Origin of the sequence: Microbacterium schleiferi (assembly GCF_015565955.1) — a bacterium.
Lineage (GTDB): Bacteria > Actinomycetota > Actinomycetes > Actinomycetales > Microbacteriaceae > Microbacterium > Microbacterium schleiferi_A.
Genome location: NZ_CP064760.1, coordinates 2,233,653 through 2,248,775 on the forward strand (window position 1 = coordinate 2,233,653; position 15,123 = coordinate 2,248,775).

Below are 15,123 nucleotides of genomic sequence, written 5' to 3' on the forward strand. Positions count from 1 at the left end.
GACGGAGGTGAGGCGGCATCCCGCGTTCAGGCGGCGTTGGGGTAGAAGGTGGGCATCCGTCGCTCTGGGTGGACGATGTAGCGGCGCCCGTGCGGGGACACCCATTCCAGAGACCCGTCGCCGAGGTGGGTGATCACCCACCCGCCGTGATGTTTCACCGTGTGGTGCCCTTGGCACAGCGGTGCCGTGTTCGTCACGGATGTTTCACCACCGTCACTCCACGCGACCGTATGGTCGATCTGGCACTGGGAGGCGGGTTTCCCGCACCCCGGACCCATACACCGGTCAGCCCGCCACGTCACGAGCTTGGTCAGTTCCGGTGGTGGTCGGTACCGGGTGCGCCCGACGCTGACCACGGCACCGGTTTCGGGGTGGGTCAGTACCCGCATCCACCCCGACGCGTTACCGGCTAGTTCCCGGGCGGTCTCGATGGGGATCGGACCAACCCCTTCCACCTCCGCCGGATCGGTCACCCCCTCGACGCCGAGGAGCGCGAGGGCGGGGACGGTGACAACCACGGTTGCGCGGATCCCCCGCGCAGCTTTCGGGTGCTGGGCCACCGTCCCGTCAATCAGGAGGTCGCAGAACACGTCAGCACGAATCGGGGGTGTCAGATGGTCTGTGTGAGTGGGGTTCACCTCGAAGGAGAACATCATGGAGACCATGGCTATCAGTCCGGAGCGCGAGGAGCGCAGGCGTCGGCAGAAGGAGCTCGCTGATCAGTTGAAGTCGTCGGGTGCGATGGATGAGATCTTCGCGAAGATCGATGCCGGCACCCCGCTGACGGGCGATCAGGGGCTGCTCGGTGGCATGCTGAAGGCCGCGCTGGAGCGGGGCCTGGACGCGGAGCTGACCGAGCACGTCGGGTACGAGCGTGGTGATGCGGAAGCGTCGCTGTATCCGAACTCCCGCAACGGCACGACGCCGAAGACGGTGTCGACCGAGATCGGTGAGATCGACCTATCGGTCCCGCGGGATCGGAACGGGTCGTTCACCCCGATGCTCGTCCCGAAGGGGCAGCGCCGGCTGGATGGGCTGGACGGGATGATCATCTCGCTCTATGCCGGCGGGATGACCATCCGCGATATCCAGCATCATCTCGCGAACACGATCGGCACCGAGCTCAGCCATGAGACGATCTCGAAGATCACCGACCAGGTCGCCGACGAGGTCCTCGCGTGGCAGACCCGCCCATTGGAAGCGTTGTATCCGGTGATCTATCTCGACGCGATCATCGTGAAGATCCGTGACGGCGGTCACGTGCGCAACAAGGCCGCGCATATCGCCGTCGGGGTCGACATGGACGGGATCAAGCACGTCCTGGGTATCTGGGTGCAGGCCACCGAAGGCGCGAAGTTCTGGGCATCGGTCTGCGCCGAGCTTGCCAACCGTGGCATCCGCGACGTGCTGATCGTCTGCACCGACGGGCTCACCGGATTTCCCGAGGCGGTCGCGGCGACGTGGCCGCAAGCGACCGTGCAGACCTGCGTGGTCCACCTGATCCGCGCGGCGATGCGGTTCGTGAACTACAAAGACCGCAAAGCCGTCGCCGCCGCGCTGAAACCGATTTACACCGCGGTGAACGAGGACGCCGCGCTCGAAGCGCTCGAGGCGTTCAGCGACTCCGAGCTCGGCCGCCGCTACCCCTCGGCGGTGAAGACGTTCCAGGACGCCTGGGACCGGTTCACCCCGTTCCTGGCGTTCCCGCCCGAGCTGCGCCGCGTGATCTACACCACCAACGCGATCGAGTCGCTGAACTACCAGCTGCGGAAAGTGACGAAATCGCGGGGTCACTTTCCCAACGACGCCGCCGCGGTCAAGCTGCTCTGGCTGGCGATCTGCGACATCGAAGACAAGCGCGCCCGAGAACGCGAGAAGGAACGCGGGCGCCCCTCCAGCCAGCGAAAAGCTTCCGGCCGACTCATCGAGGGCAACGTGACCACGAACTGGAAACAAGCCCTCGAACAACTCGCACTCGCCTACCCCGACCGCATCACCCCCTACCTCTAACCACCAACACCAACCCGCTTACACAGAAGACTTGACAAGCCCCACGAATCTCATCCAGAGTCCGTGCCGACCCGCCACCAGGTTCTCCGCCGCGGGTGGTGCCGCGGTCGTGGTCACGGATCACAACAGCCTGCTGTGTCACCCGGGTATAGATCGCGTGCGCCTCTACCGACGGAACCAACGCGTGCACCCACGACATGGAATCCCCGGCAGGTTCCACCAGGATCCGCCGGGCCCGCACCGCCACCTGGTGACGTTCGGTCAACGTCGGGGCGGTTTCCCGGTCAATCAACCGCCGTAGCGCCCGCCGAAACGACCCCACCGGCAAAGACTCCGCCAACCCCAAAGCCCGCCCCACCAGACCCTGCGCAACCACCGGGTCCAGAACATCCAGGTCATCGACCAGGATCTCCGCATGCCGCACCGTCACCCCCGCATGAGACAGCGACTCCAACACGGTCGGGTACTGGTGAACGAGTGATTCGGCTCGGGAGAGCATCATCCCCGCGGCGTTCTCCGTGATCCGCAGAGCAGAGGCGAGCTCCAGGCGCAGGGAGCGCATTACCAACTCCCGGGACCCACCCCCGTACCGGGTGACATCATCCAAAGCCTCAAGCCGCAAAGCATCCACCCGGGCGAACCGTTGCGCGGCGAACACCGCCTCCAGATCAGCAACCTCAACAACAAGGGCAACAGCATCCGGCTGGGGCGGAACCCACCCGGCCTCACCATCGGCATCGACCACGTCATGCTCATAGACAAACTCGCCAGCATCCAGAGCCTCAGGCCACCCGCCCGACCCACCCATGCCGACTGCTTCCATACCCCGACACTACGAGGGGGTACGACATTGAGACCGCCCCTGCACCTCGTCGGTGATTGGCGTGGAACGTGAGTTTCAAGCCATGCCGTGTGGACGACATCACAAGGCCTACAGCGCGGGCCGCAGCTCCTGGATCATCGCCTTCAGCTCGCGGATCTCGTCGCGAAGCTCTTCGACCTGGGCCTCCGTCGCGTGGGTCTTTCGCTGAGTGTCGTCGGACACCCGCTCAACAATCCACGAAGCCAGCGTCGCTGTGACGACACCGATCAGGGCGATGCCACCGATCATGAGCCCGACAGCGACGACCCGACCCGTGAGCGTCACCGGGAAGTAGTCGCCATACCCAACGGTCGTGATCGTGACGAACGCCCACCACACTGCGTCTCCGACGTTCTGGATATCTCCGCCACTCCCCCGCTCGGCATCGAGCACCACGAGTCCTGCGAGAAGGACCAGCAGCACTGTTCCGCCGACGGTGTACACGACCACCTTTCCGCGAAGCCGAGTACCGGCGCCCCGATTCAACAGGGCAAGGATCGTGAGGAACCTCATCAGTCGCAGCGGGCGGAGCATCGGAAGCACCACTATCGCAAGGTCGATCAGATGCCGATAGAACCATTTCCACCGGTTCTCGGCGATCACCAGACGCACCACGTAATCGATGGCGAACAGCCCCCACGTTATCCAGAGCGTCGCTTCCGCTGCCACGTCGACCACACCCGTTGGGCGATAGACGATCTTGACCGCGTAGGCAACCTCTACACGGGCACTGGCGCCCGGACGTCGGAGATCCTCGCGCTCCGGTGGCAGCTCGTCGACCTCGATGCGCTGCCCGCCTCATGGCACCGTCAGCATTGTCGGTACCGTCGCGCTCGACGCCTACGGCAAGGTCTTCATCCAGGAGCACCCCAAAACCGACCCTTGGACGCGCACCCTGAAGCTTCCGGAGTACGCCGCCGACATCCTCACCCGGCGACGAGTCGACTCGTACGGCGAGCTCGTGTTCCCCTCATCGGTGGGAACGCTGCGGTGGCCACACAACCTGCGCCGCAATTGGCGCGAAGCGCTGGCCTGCACCGCTTACGCCGCGATCACGCCGAGGTTGCTGCGAAAGGCTGTTGCCACACGCCCTCGCGACGAGTACGGGATCGAGGTAGCCGGCGAACAGCTCGCCGCACGTCGGGAAGCACTGTCACCCGGAAGCACTACGTGCGGCCCCTCGCGATCGGGCCCGACGCGACCGGGGCGCTCGAAGCCTTCGGTGAGCGCAGCGGTTAGGCGACACACGAAAGCCCCCTCCTCCCGGCGACCACGAATCGTGGGGTCTGGGCGGAGGGGGCTTTCGCGTGGTTGCTCAGGCGAAGACGGCGACCTTGCTCGCAGTCAGCTCGTTCTTCTCGTTGACGACGTTCGGCCCCGCCGCGTCGGCAAAAGCCTTTTCCATCGCGTCCCTCGCAACATCCTCGGAGAATTCCTCGGACTCGAATGCGTTGTCGATGCCTAGCGTGAACCGAATCTTCCCGGTCGCCTCGTCGACGAACATGTCGATGCTAACGATCGCCATGTTCTTCTCGAGGGAGATGTAGACGGCATCCAACCACTCGTCGGTGAACGGTACTGGCGGCTCGAACGTGACTTCGATACCGATGCCCTGGATCATCGTTTCCCTCCTTCGATCTCTATCTTCAACGGAAGTCCCGTGTGCTCACGGTAACTATCAAGCTTATGCGCATTTAGCGGGTATCGGGTGTCCACAATGAACTGGCGTGCGCGGCCCTCGTCTGGCCAGAATCGGATGCCGTGGGAGCCGACACGCGTGCGCGCATACCACGCGGATTCAACTGGTCGTCGCAACACCTTGATCATGGAGGTGTTGCGCGATGGCGACGAAGTACTGGTCTGCGAAGACGAGCGAGGTTCCTGAAGGGGCTCGACGCCAGTGGCGCGCGGATCGCGCGTTACGGCCGCCGATGCGCTCGCCTGGGCGGCCTGAGCCGTCTCGGGCGGTGCAACGGCAGTTCTGGCGTCTGATCGCGACGGGCATCAACACGGCCGAGGCGGCACTGAAAGTGGGCGTGTCTGTGCCGGTGGGGAGCCGCTGGTTTCGCCACGCTGGCGGCATGCCACCGATCTCACTGGCCGAGCCCACCGGTCGTTACCTGTCCTTCGAGGAGCGCGAGGAGATCGCGCTGCTGCGCGCCAAGCAGATCGGGGTGCGTGAGATCGCACGCAGGATCGGCCGTGACCCGGGGACCATCTCCCGCGAGCTGCGCCGGAACGCGGCCACCCGTGGCGGGAAGCCGGAGTACCGGGCCTTGGTGGCGCAATGGAAGGCGCAGCAAGCGGCGAAGCGCCCGAAGACGGCGAGGCTCGCGACGAACGATAGGTTGCGCGAGTATGTCCAGGAGCGGCTCGCCGGCAAGGTCCGCAGGCCGGACGGCAGCATCGTCGTTGGGCCGGAACCGCCGGTATGGAAGGGGCTGAACAAACCGCACCGGCAGGACCGACGGTGGGCGACCGCGTGGAGCCCGGAGCAGATCTCGCACCGGCTGAAGGTCGACTTCCCGGATGATGAGTCCATGCGCATCAGTCACGAAGCGATCTACCAGTCGCTGTTCGTCCAGGGTCGTGGCGCGCTGGGGCGCGAGCTCGTCACCTGCCTGCGAACCGGCCGCGCACTCCGGCGGCCACGGGCTCGAGCACAGAACCGACCGCAAGGGCATGTCACCGCGGATGTCGTGTTCTCCGAACGGCCCGCGGAGGCCGCGGACCGCGCGGTTCCTGGGCACTGGGAGGGCGACTTGATCATCGGCACGGGCCGGTCCGCGATCGGCACACTCGTTGAGCGCAAGAGCCGCTCGACCCTGCTGGTGCATCTGCCGCGGCTGGAAGGCTACGGCGAGACACCGCCGGTCAAGAACGGTCCCGCGCTGGGCGGCTACGGCGCTGTCGCGATGAACGCCGCGCTCATCGCGTCGATGACGAAGCTTCCCGAACAGCTCCGCAAGACACTCACCTGGGACCGTGGCAAGGAACTCTCCGCGCACGCCCAGTTCGCGCTTGAGACGGGCACGAAGGTGTTCTTCGCCGACCCCCACTCGCCCTGGCAGCGGCCAACGAACGAGAACACGAACGGGTTGCTGCGTCAGTACTTCCCGAAGGGCACGGACCTCTCACGATGGTCAGCGGAAGACCTCGAAGCAGTCGCTCTCGCGTTGAACAACCGTCCCCGCAAGAGCCTCGACTGGAAGACCCCGGCCGAGGTGTTCGAGGAGCAGCTACGCTCGCTTCAACAACCCGGTGTTGCAACGACCGATTGAACCCAGTCCATCCAGAACGTTCGAGTTCGTCGAACAATTCCGGAAGGCCGGCTGCAGGCTCGGTTTCTCGAAGCACCTCGCGCCAGGTCGCCCGCTCCATGGGCACAGTATTGCACACGATGGCGAGTGGTTCCGGATGCCCCGAATCTCCGGATAAACAGCGAGTAAATAGCGAGTGGCCCCCGCCAGCAGAAGCCAGAGGGGCCGATAGCCCTTGAAATTACGGGGAATAGCAGTACCCCCGGTGGGACTCGAACCCCGCCCCACCGCCACTCCACGCGCCGCTCCGCACCGCGCGGAGCCTCCGGCGGCGTGGGCCCGAGTGTGACTCTCGCCCACCAAAGCAACACGGCACCCCGCCGCGCTGCGCGCGGCACGGTGCCGTGTACCCCCGGTGGGACTCGAACCCACACTTGAGCGATTTTAAGTCGCCTGCCTCTGCCATTGGGCTACGGGGGCGCCGATATCGGCGATCCCACGCTACCCCGCAAGGGCGCCGGCGATGGGCTGCGTCAGGACTTGGTGCCCGCGGGCGTCTTGACCGGTTCCGCCGATGCTGCCGGGGGCTTGGGGCGCGCCGCAAACTCCTCGAACACGTAGCGCGGATGCTGCACAGTCGAGAGGTTCACGATGTCGCGACCGAGCCACAGGTTGTTCCACCAACCCCAGATGACGCGCCACTTGCGCTCCCACGACGGCATCGCCAGGCCGTGGTAGCCGCGGTGCGCGAGCCAGGCGATGAAGCCCTTGAGCGCGAGCTTGCCCGACTGGAAGACACCGTTGTAGAGACCGAGACCCGCGACGGCACCAAGGTTCTTGTGCACGTACTCGACCGGAAGCTCGCCGCGCAGGACAGCGGTGATGTTCTTGGCCATGAGCTTGGCCTGACGGACGGCGTGCTGCGCGTTGGGAACGCAGTATCCGCCGACGCCGGCGCCGGTGAGGTCAGGTACAGCCGCGACGTCACCCGCCGCCCACGCGCCCTCAACGATCTCCTCATCCGTGCCCACGCGCAGATCGGCACGCGTACGGATGCGGCCCCGCTCCTCGACCGGCAGGTCGCTGCCGCGCACGACAGTGGGGTTGGCCATGACGCCGGCGGTCCAGACGATGAGATCGCTCGGGATGACCTCACCCGTGGAGATCTCGACGTTGCCGCCGACCGCTCCCGTGACCTGGGTGTCGAGGTGGACGGCTGCGCCGCGCTCACCGAGCGACTTCATCACCCACTTGCTGGTCTCCAGCGACACCTCGGGCATGATTCGGCCCATCGCCTCAACGAGGTGGAAGTGGGTCTCCTCGAAGCTCAGCTCGGGGTACTTCTTCAGCAGGGCGGATGCGATGGAGCGCAGCTCCGCGAAAACTTCGATGCCTGCGAACCCGCCGCCCACGACGACGACGGTGAGCAGGCGCTCCCGCTCCGGTCCGGGGGGAAGGGTCGCAGCCTTGTCGAAGTTCGAGAAGAGCTTGTCGCGGATCGCGACGGCTTCCTCGATCGTCTTCAGGCCGATCGCGTTGTCCGCGATCCCGGGGATCGGGAAGGTCCGGGAGACGGCGCCGGCGGTGACGACGATCTGGTCGTACTCCTCCTGCCACGGCTCGCCGATCGACGGCGTGATCGTCGCGACCTTGTTGGCGTGGTCGATGCCGGTGATCTTCGCGGTGACCACACGCGTGCGCTTGAGGTGGCGACGCAGCGACACCACCGAATGGCGCGCTTCGATGGAACCGGCAGCCACCTCGGGAAGGAACGGCTGGTAGGTCATGTACGGAAGCGGGTCGACGATCGTCACCTCTGCTTCGCCGCGGCGAAGATGCTTCTCGAGCTTCCAGGCCGTGTAGAAGCCGGCATACCCTCCGCCGACAATAAGGATCCTGGGCGTGGTGTTGCTCACGATGGGGAGAACTCCTGAGATGGTCAGCGGCGGGGCGCGCGGGACGCCAATCGGATGCGTCGGACAGCAGCGGTGACGCCGAGCGCCACCAGTATAGCCGCGACCGTCGCCGCCGTCAGCGGGACCGTCCCGTAAAGCAGGGAGTCCGTGCTCGGCAAGAGCGGCGAACCCGCAGCCTGCTGCTCAACCGGCGGCAGCGGTTCCACCGCGGCCGGCGGGACGGTCGGCTGCGGATCGGGGATGAGATTGGCTCGACGGTAGATGGTGATCCATTCCGCCAGATTGCCGAGGGGGTTTTCGTTGACGGCGGGCACGGATGCCGTCACCGCGGCCTCGGCATCCACCAGGCCGTACCCATAGAGCGGGTCGGGAAGGTCAGTAACCCCGGCCGGAGGTGTCGCGGTGCGGATGATGTGGTTGATGACATCGTCGGCATCCATGTCGGGATAGGCGGACCGCACGAGCGCGGCAACGCCCGCAACGATAGGCGCCGCGCCACTGGTGCCGTCCCACTGGACGACGGTGCCGTCGGCGGAAACCCCCAGGAGGTTCTCGCTGGGCGCGGCGACAGCGATCGTGATGCCCTGGGTCGAGGCATCCAGGCTTGCGCGCCCTCGCGGATCCACTCCGCCGACCACGAGCACGCCGGGAATCGTCGCCGGTGCGCCGACAACACCCGTGCCGCTCGCCCGGTTTCCCGCGGCCGCGACCACAACCACATCGTGGTCGAAGGCGTACATGAATGCGTCGTCCCAGCTGCGATCCCAGTCCGGGGTGTTCGTCGTGAACGAGAGGTTGATGATGTCGGCACCGTTGTCGACTGCCCAATAGATCGCCTGAGCGATCTGCTCGGTGAAAGGCACGGATGCCGATACCCCGAACCCCACGGAGATCGACAGGAGCTCGGCATCCGGCGCCACACCGAGCATGCCGGTATCGGGACTCGTCCCCCGCGAGGCGGCAAGGGATGCCACCCAGCTCCCGTGATCGGGGTCGCGCGCACCGACGGGCGTACGCCCGTCCGGCGAGCCGAGACCGGAGACATCCGTGCCGCCGACGACTCCCGAGAACTCGGCGGGTCCTTTGCCGATCCCGGTGTCGATGATGGCGATCTTTACGCCGGCACCCGTGGAGGTTTGCCACGCGTCCCGGATGCCGTAATCGTCGAGCCAGTACTCCATCGCGCGCAGCGGATCGGAGACCGAAGGCGACGGCGAAGGCGGGACGGTGAACCCCGGGAGGGCGAGCATCCCGGTGACCGCGACCGCGATCGCCGCCATACGAACGAGGGGGCGGCGGCGATGCGTTGCCACCGCGGCGCTCACGCGAGCTCCTCGGAGACCGCGTCGACGGGACGAGACGCGGCGCCGGGGTCCGCGCATACGCATCGATCCGGCGACCATTCCGAGAGCGCGAGCGCTCGGTCGCCGATGGGGTTCATCCCCGGTCCTGCCGCCAGGGAATGCGCCAGCACCGCGTGCAAGCACTTCACCCGTGTCGGCATCCCTCCCGCCGAGATTCCCGCGATCTCCTCGGGATCTCCATACTGTCCGCGATCAGCGAGGTAGCTCTCGTGGGCGTGACGGTAGGCGGCTGCGAGGTCCTCGTCAGCCTCGAGCTGATCGGCAAGCTCGTGCATGGTGTGGTCAGCCTCGAGCGCCGACATCGCCGCCGTGGCGCCCGGGTGAGTCAGGTAGTAAAAGGTCGGGAACGGCGTGCCGTCGGGAAGTCGCGGGGCTGTGGCGACGACGGTCGGATTTCCGCACGTGCACCGCGCGGCGATCCCGAGCACACCGCGGGCCGGACGACCCAGCTGCGTGCGCAGAACGGCGAGTTCGGCCTCGGTGACGGGAGCGTACGGAGGCCTGGACACACCTCCAGGCTACCGACCCGGTGCTGAAGTCCGGCTGCGTGTCTGTCAGCGAGGCGGATCCGCGGGTTGTTTCCACCCAACGGTGATCACGGCGTCGCCGGCGGCTCCGTCGGCTCGGGCGTGGGGTCGGGAACGCCGATGACCGGGAGGGCAGCGGTCTTCGCCAGACCCGCTGCCGTAATCGACCGGACCAGCTGCGACATCCAGTCGGTCGTGGTTTGCACGACCTCGTCGCTCACCGGCGCCTGCTCGGCGGGTATCGCCGACTCGGGCAGGTCGTCGTCGACCAGGTAGACCACCTCGCCGGGGCGCACGTAGTAGAGCCGTTCACGAGCCTGCGTCGTGATGTAGGCCGGATCCTGCCAGCGGTCTTTCTCGGTCTCGAGCGCCGCGATCTCGTCTTCTGTGACCTGGACTGCCTGTTCGAGCGCGGCGATCCGCTGCCGCTGTTCGAGGTACGTGCCCACGGTGGGAACCAGCACGAAGGCGGCAAGAACCACGAGCCCCAGCATGATCACCATGAAGCCCGACAGCCGGATGCCACCGAGCCACCCGCGTACGTCGACGCGGCGCGCTGACCGAGACCGCGGGGAACGAGAACGGGGAGCCGGATTCGTCATCGCGGCTCCCCTCTCGTCAGGTCAGTTCGGGCGCATCAGCCTTTGAATCGCGGGAAGGCACCGCGACCGGCGAAGACCGCCGCGTCGCCGAGCTCTTCTTCGATGCGCAGAAGCTGATTGTATTTTGCGACGCGCTCGCTGCGAGCAGGCGCACCGGTCTTGATCTGACCGCAGTTCACGGCGACTGCGAGGTCCGCGATCGTGGTGTCCTCGGTCTCGCCCGAGCGGTGCGAGAGCATCGACCGGTAGCCGTTGGAGGTCGCCAGCGAAACGGCATCCAGCGTTTCGGAGAGCGTGCCGATCTGGTTGACCTTCACCAGCAGCGCATTGGCGACGCCGAGGTCGATGCCGCGCTGCAGACGGCTCGGGTTGGTCACGAACAGGTCGTCACCGACCAGCTGCACCTTCGTGCCGATCGCGTCGGTGAGCGCCTTCCAGGCGTCCCAGTCGTCTTCTGCCAGGGCGTCCTCGATCGTGACGATCGGGTAGTTCGCGACGAGGTCGGCGAAGTAGTCGGTGAGCTCCGCGGCGGTCCACGGCTTGCCCTCGACCGTGTACACGCCGTCCGAGAAGAACTCGGTGGCCGCGACATCCAGACCCACGGCGATGTCGGTGCCCGGCGTGAAGCCGGCCTTCTCGATCGCCTTCATGAGGAAGTCCAGGCCCTCGCGGTTGCTCGGCAGGTCGGGGGCGAAGCCACCCTCGTCGCCGAGGCCGGTCGCGAAGCCCGCAGCCTTCAGCTCGCCCTTGAGGACGTGGTAGGTCTCGGTGCCCCAGCGCAGCGACTCCGCGTAGGTTTCGGCACCGATGGGGGCCAGGAAGAACTCCTGGAAGTCGATGCCGTTATCGGCGTGCTCGCCGCCGTTGATGACGTTGAACAGCGGCACAGGCAGGACGTGCGCGTTGGGTCCGCCGAGGTAGCGGAACAGCGGCAGGTCGGCACTGTCGGCCGCGGCCTTGGCGACGGCGAGGCTCACGCCGAGGATCGCGTTCGCACCGCAGCGCGACTTGTTGTCGGTGCCGTCGGTCTCGATGAGAATCTCGTCGACGATGCGCTGCTCGCTCGCATCCACGCCCTCCAGGGCGGGACCGAGTTCGTCGATGACGGCAGCGACGGCCTTGAGCACGCCCTTGCCGCTGTAGCGGCTCTTGTCGCCATCGCGCAGTTCATACGCCTCGAACGCGCCGGTGGATGCACCGGACGGGACGGCCGCCCGCTGAACGGTGCCGTCGTCGAGGAGGACTTCCACCTCGACGGTCGGGTTGCCGCGCGAATCGAGAATCTCGCGCGCGCCTACAGCCTCAATCAATGCCACGAAAGGACTCCTTGTTTGGGAGGGTGTGTGTCGGAGCGTCGTCGGTCCGACATCGAGTCTAGTGACGACGGATGCTGCGCCACAGGCCCCCGGCGGCGGAGAAAAACTCAGCGCACCACGGCGAGCGCGATCCCATCCCATCCCTTGCGGTCAAGCGTCTGCAGAGCTGTCGCGTCGAATCGCGGATCATCGCGGAGCATCTCGAGCCCCGCGCGGACTCCGACGACCTGGCTACTGCTGTCGTCGAGGTCTGCAACCTGGCCCGATCTGCCGACGTTGTCGACCACGACAACGGTCCCGGGCCGGCCGAGCCGCGCCGCCCAATCGAGATAGAGGGTGTTCGACTCTTTATCGGCGTCGATGAAGACGAGGTCGAAAGGATCCTGACCGGCAAGGGTCGGGAGCACCTCCGCCGCTCGGCCCACACGGACCTCGACGCGCCCGGCCACTCCGGCCCGGGCGAGGTTCGCGCGGGAGAGCTCGGCGTGCGCGGGCTCGGCTTCGATCGTGACCACGACACCGTCCTCGGGCAGCGCCCGCGCGAGCCAGATCGTCGAGTACCCGCCGAGCGTGCCGATCTCAAGGACCCGGCGCGCACCGGCGATACGCGCCAGCAGGTGGAGGAACTTGCCATTGACGGGTGCGACCTCGATCGCGGGGAGAGCCGCCGCGCTCTGGTCGGTCAGCGCCGCCTCCAGCGCAGCGTCGTGGCCGACCAGCGTGTCGGTGAGGTAGTGGTCGACACGCGTCCATACCTCGGGGGTGGGGTCCGCCATTCCTCCAGCAAATCGTGCCCGCGCCAGCCGGTCAATGGCAGTCGTTCGTGCGCCCTGCCCCGATCAGGGCGTCGGGGCGGGGACCGTGGGTCTCGCGGGCGCCAGGGGAGGCTGACGCCGGAACTGCCCCGTGACGGCGAGGATGACGGCGACCACGGCCAACACCACCCACGAGACGATACCGAGGGGCCCGACGATGCCCATGTCGGGAACAGCGCCGGCGGCGATCAGCAGGAAGACCAACCCGCCGACGGCGTTCAGCGAGCCGTGAGCCAAGACCGCCGGCCAGACCGATCCGCTGCGCAGCCGCAGCCACCCGAACAGGATGCCCCAGGCGACGCATCCGCCGACCATGAGCGCGACCCCGACGAGGTCGGGCCGGTTGAAGTTGTAGCCCAGCAAGATGACCGGGCTGTGCCACAGTCCCCAGACGGCCCCCGTGATCAGGAGCGCCGGCCAGGTTCCGAGAGGCCGCAGTGAGGGCAGCAGCCAGCCGCGCCAGCCGAGTTCCTCCCCCGCCGCTGACACGCTGTTGGCGATTGCCCCGATCGGGATCGACACCAGTTGCGCGGCGAGCAGGATGCCGACGGGCGGCAGCGCCGTCCCCGCAGGCACGGATGCGGCCAGCGCTGCCTGATATCCCGAGAGCCCGACGACGTCGAGCTGCACGAGGCCGAGTGCGCCGGAGATGGCGACGGTCACGGTCACCACGATGATCGGTGCGACGAGCCCGATCAGCAGCATCAGGATGACGCGGCGGGCGGGCCGCAGCGGCCACATGCCCAGGAAGCGCAGCCGCTCTGTCGCCGGCGCGCGCCACACCAGCATCGTCACCACCATCGACAACGTCGGCGTGAACATCATGCCGATCAACATCACACCGATGAGCGGATGACGCAGTCCCTCCCCCGAGATCCACGCCGGAAGCACAGTAAGCCACGCCAAGCCACAGGCAAGCAAAACGAAGGTGACGACGGGAGCCCATCTGACGCGTTCCGTAGGGCCTGCCGACGGGTGTCCGTCTTCCCGGATGATGTTCACTGTGCAACCTCCCCCGCGCGCACGCGCAGACCGTTCAGGACGTCTGATGCCGTTTGGGCATCGTCGACCATGACGACGAACACGCGTCCGCCGTGCTGCGTCACTTCCAGCGCTTCGCCCCGCCGCAGCACGACTCCCCGGCGCCCATCGATCGCGATGCGAACCCCCCAGCCGCCGAAGTCGGCCATCGGACTCACGAAGACGGCGCGCGCCTCACTGACCGCAGCCAGGGGTATCCGGAACCGTGGGATGCCCAGGTAGCTGGTAACGCGAAGGCCCTCGTCATCGATTCGCACCCGAAACATCGTGGTCGCGGCGATCAGGCCGCCGAGAATCACCCCCACGACCAGCAGGATGATGGATACCTGCCCCGAGCCGACGAAGCCGACCGCGGCTGCGACGAACAACACGAGCACGAGTGCTACCAGCACGATCATCCCCGGCGCCGACATGGTGACGCTCCGAACCCACATGATGCGCTCGTTCGGGCCGAGGGGTGCGAGCGTCGTCGCCGTACCGCGCGGAGGGGTTCCGCCACTGACGGTCAGAGCGGGCTGGGAGAACCAGGCGATGAGGCCGATCACCAGCCCCGCTCCCGCGGCACCCAGCACAGCGGGCAGGATATTCGGCGCATCGGTACCCGATTCCAGCCCGCGTTGCATCAGAAGCGACCAGGTCACCAGCGTCCCGATGCCGCCGACCGTCGCGGGTGTCATGGCGCCGAGGAATCGGAGCGTGGGCCCCCATTCCCCGTGTCGCGACCCGAGGAACGCGAACACCCCCAGCAACACGGTGAGAACTGCACCGAGCGTTGCCGTGAGAACCGGGACAACCCGGGCCGGGGCGAACCCGTCGGGCGTTCCCGCGCCGTCCCAGTGCATCGCGACGGGGTCGGGCAGCGACGGCAGCGCGATGAGCTGGATGCCGACGGCAACCGCCGTCATGACCAGGGGCGCAACGATCCCCCACACCACGAAAGCGCGGCGAGCGCGCCGGAGTTCGGACGATGAATCGGTCATGAGGTCTCCTCGGATGAGTCGGACAGGTCGTCGGCGCCGCCGTGCGTCTCGGCGTCAGCAAGCAGAGAGGCCAGCGCTCCCGGGGTGATCCCCCGACGCCGCGCACGAGCGGCCAGCGCACGCACATCGTCGTGGAGTTCGCGCAGCGCGCTCGCGGCATCCGTCACCACCGCTCCCCTCCCTCGGCGCAGATCCACCAGGCCTTCGTCGCGGAGCTGCTGGTAGGCGCGAAGGACGGTGTGCAGATTGAGGTCGAGCGATGCCGCCACCTCTCGAGCGGAGGGCAGGCGGTCACCGGCGCCGAGCCGCCCTGCCGCGATCGAGGAGCGCATCGATGCAGCGATCTGCTCCCACAGGGGAGTCTCGCGGGACGGATCGATGCGAATCAGCACCCCATTATTCTAGTTCACATAGAACAACTATGAAAGAC

Annotated in this window: 15 protein-coding genes and 1 tRNA gene; 2 read left to right on the plus strand and 14 right to left on the minus strand. The window is 66.9% G+C overall.

All coding sequences use genetic code 11. The features are described from left to right. Window positions 1–26 precede the first annotated feature (26 nt). Window positions 27–665, minus strand: coding sequence for an HNH endonuclease (locus tag IT882_RS10820; RefSeq protein WP_195691864.1), 639 nt, complete (start codon window positions 663–665; stop codon window positions 27–29). Here IT882_RS10820 and IT882_RS10825 point away from each other — a divergent pair. Further along, window positions 664–2,010: an IS256 family transposase gene (locus IT882_RS10825; protein WP_228481089.1), complete on the plus strand. Its 1,347-nt coding sequence runs from the start codon at window positions 664–666 to the stop codon at window positions 2,008–2,010. The two genes, IT882_RS10820 and IT882_RS10825, sit on opposite strands and share 2 nt — an antisense overlap. Here the strand turns inward: IT882_RS10825 and IT882_RS10830 are convergent. The 3 genes from IT882_RS10830 to IT882_RS10840 all read right to left on the minus strand — a co-directional run bounded on the left by IT882_RS10830 (window position 1,994) and on the right by IT882_RS10840 (window position 4,493). Continuing rightward, on the minus strand, window positions 1,994–2,833 hold the full coding sequence (locus IT882_RS10830; protein ID WP_195691865.1) for a DUF222 domain-containing protein: 840 nt from the start codon (window positions 2,831–2,833) through the stop codon (window positions 1,994–1,996). The genes IT882_RS10825 and IT882_RS10830 overlap by 17 nt on opposite strands. 108 nt (window positions 2,834–2,941) lie before the next feature. Further along, on the minus strand, window positions 2,942–3,541 hold the full coding sequence (locus tag IT882_RS17105; RefSeq protein WP_324253870.1) for a potassium channel family protein: 600 nt from the start codon (window positions 3,539–3,541) through the stop codon (window positions 2,942–2,944). Window positions 3,542–4,187: 646 nt separating this feature from the next. Then, window positions 4,188–4,493, minus strand: a complete 306-nt coding sequence (locus IT882_RS10840; protein WP_195691866.1) for a hypothetical protein — start codon at window positions 4,491–4,493, stop codon at window positions 4,188–4,190. 310 nt (window positions 4,494–4,803) lie between these two features. On the opposite strand from IT882_RS10840, the gene IT882_RS10845 reads away from it, so the two are divergent. Next, window positions 4,804–6,153: an IS30 family transposase gene (locus IT882_RS10845; protein ID WP_418887792.1), complete on the plus strand. Its 1,350-nt coding sequence runs from the start codon at window positions 4,804–4,806 to the stop codon at window positions 6,151–6,153. A gap of 386 nt (window positions 6,154–6,539) precedes the next feature. Here IT882_RS10845 and IT882_RS10850 read toward each other — a convergent pair. From IT882_RS10850 to IT882_RS10895, 10 genes are all read right to left on the minus strand, one after another. Further along, window positions 6,540–6,612 (minus strand) — tRNA-Leu (locus IT882_RS10850). 53 nt (window positions 6,613–6,665) lie between these two features. Continuing rightward, window positions 6,666–8,048 carry an NAD(P)/FAD-dependent oxidoreductase gene (locus tag IT882_RS10855; protein ID WP_195691868.1) on the minus strand — a complete coding sequence of 461 codons (1,383 nt, stop codon included), beginning with the start codon at window positions 8,046–8,048 and terminating at the stop codon, window positions 6,666–6,668. A gap of 23 nt (window positions 8,049–8,071) precedes the next feature. Then, window positions 8,072–9,328: a S8 family serine peptidase gene (locus IT882_RS10860; RefSeq protein WP_418887793.1), complete on the minus strand. Its 1,257-nt coding sequence runs from the start codon at window positions 9,326–9,328 to the stop codon at window positions 8,072–8,074. Between the two features lie 41 nt (window positions 9,329–9,369). After that, on the minus strand, window positions 9,370–9,921 hold the full coding sequence (locus IT882_RS10865) for a DUF501 domain-containing protein (protein WP_195691870.1): 552 nt from the start codon (window positions 9,919–9,921) through the stop codon (window positions 9,370–9,372). 86 nt (window positions 9,922–10,007) lie between these two features. Continuing rightward, on the minus strand, window positions 10,008–10,541 hold the full coding sequence (locus IT882_RS10870) for an FtsB family cell division protein (protein WP_195691871.1): 534 nt from the start codon (window positions 10,539–10,541) through the stop codon (window positions 10,008–10,010). A gap of 35 nt (window positions 10,542–10,576) precedes the next feature. Beyond that, window positions 10,577–11,857 (minus strand): phosphopyruvate hydratase, encoded by a 1,281-nt coding sequence (gene eno, locus IT882_RS10875; protein ID WP_195691872.1) that lies wholly within the window; start codon window positions 11,855–11,857, stop codon window positions 10,577–10,579. A gap of 107 nt (window positions 11,858–11,964) precedes the next feature. Then, a complete protein-coding gene (locus tag IT882_RS10880) occupies window positions 11,965–12,633 on the minus strand; it encodes an O-methyltransferase (RefSeq protein ID WP_195691873.1) in 669 nt (222 codons plus the stop codon). Window positions 12,634–12,696: 63 nt separating this feature from the next. Next, window positions 12,697–13,674 (minus strand): CPBP family intramembrane glutamic endopeptidase, encoded by a 978-nt coding sequence (locus IT882_RS10885; protein WP_229382072.1) that lies wholly within the window; start codon window positions 13,672–13,674, stop codon window positions 12,697–12,699. Continuing rightward, window positions 13,671–14,693 (minus strand): DUF1648 domain-containing protein, encoded by a 1,023-nt coding sequence (locus IT882_RS10890; RefSeq protein WP_195691874.1) that lies wholly within the window; start codon window positions 14,691–14,693, stop codon window positions 13,671–13,673. Before IT882_RS10890 ends, IT882_RS10885 begins: the two co-directional genes overlap by 4 nt. Further along, window positions 14,690–15,085, minus strand: coding sequence for a GntR family transcriptional regulator (locus IT882_RS10895; protein WP_195691875.1), 396 nt, complete (start codon window positions 15,083–15,085; stop codon window positions 14,690–14,692). The genes IT882_RS10890 and IT882_RS10895 overlap by 4 nt, the downstream gene beginning before the upstream one ends. Window positions 15,086–15,123: the final 38 nt, after the last annotated feature.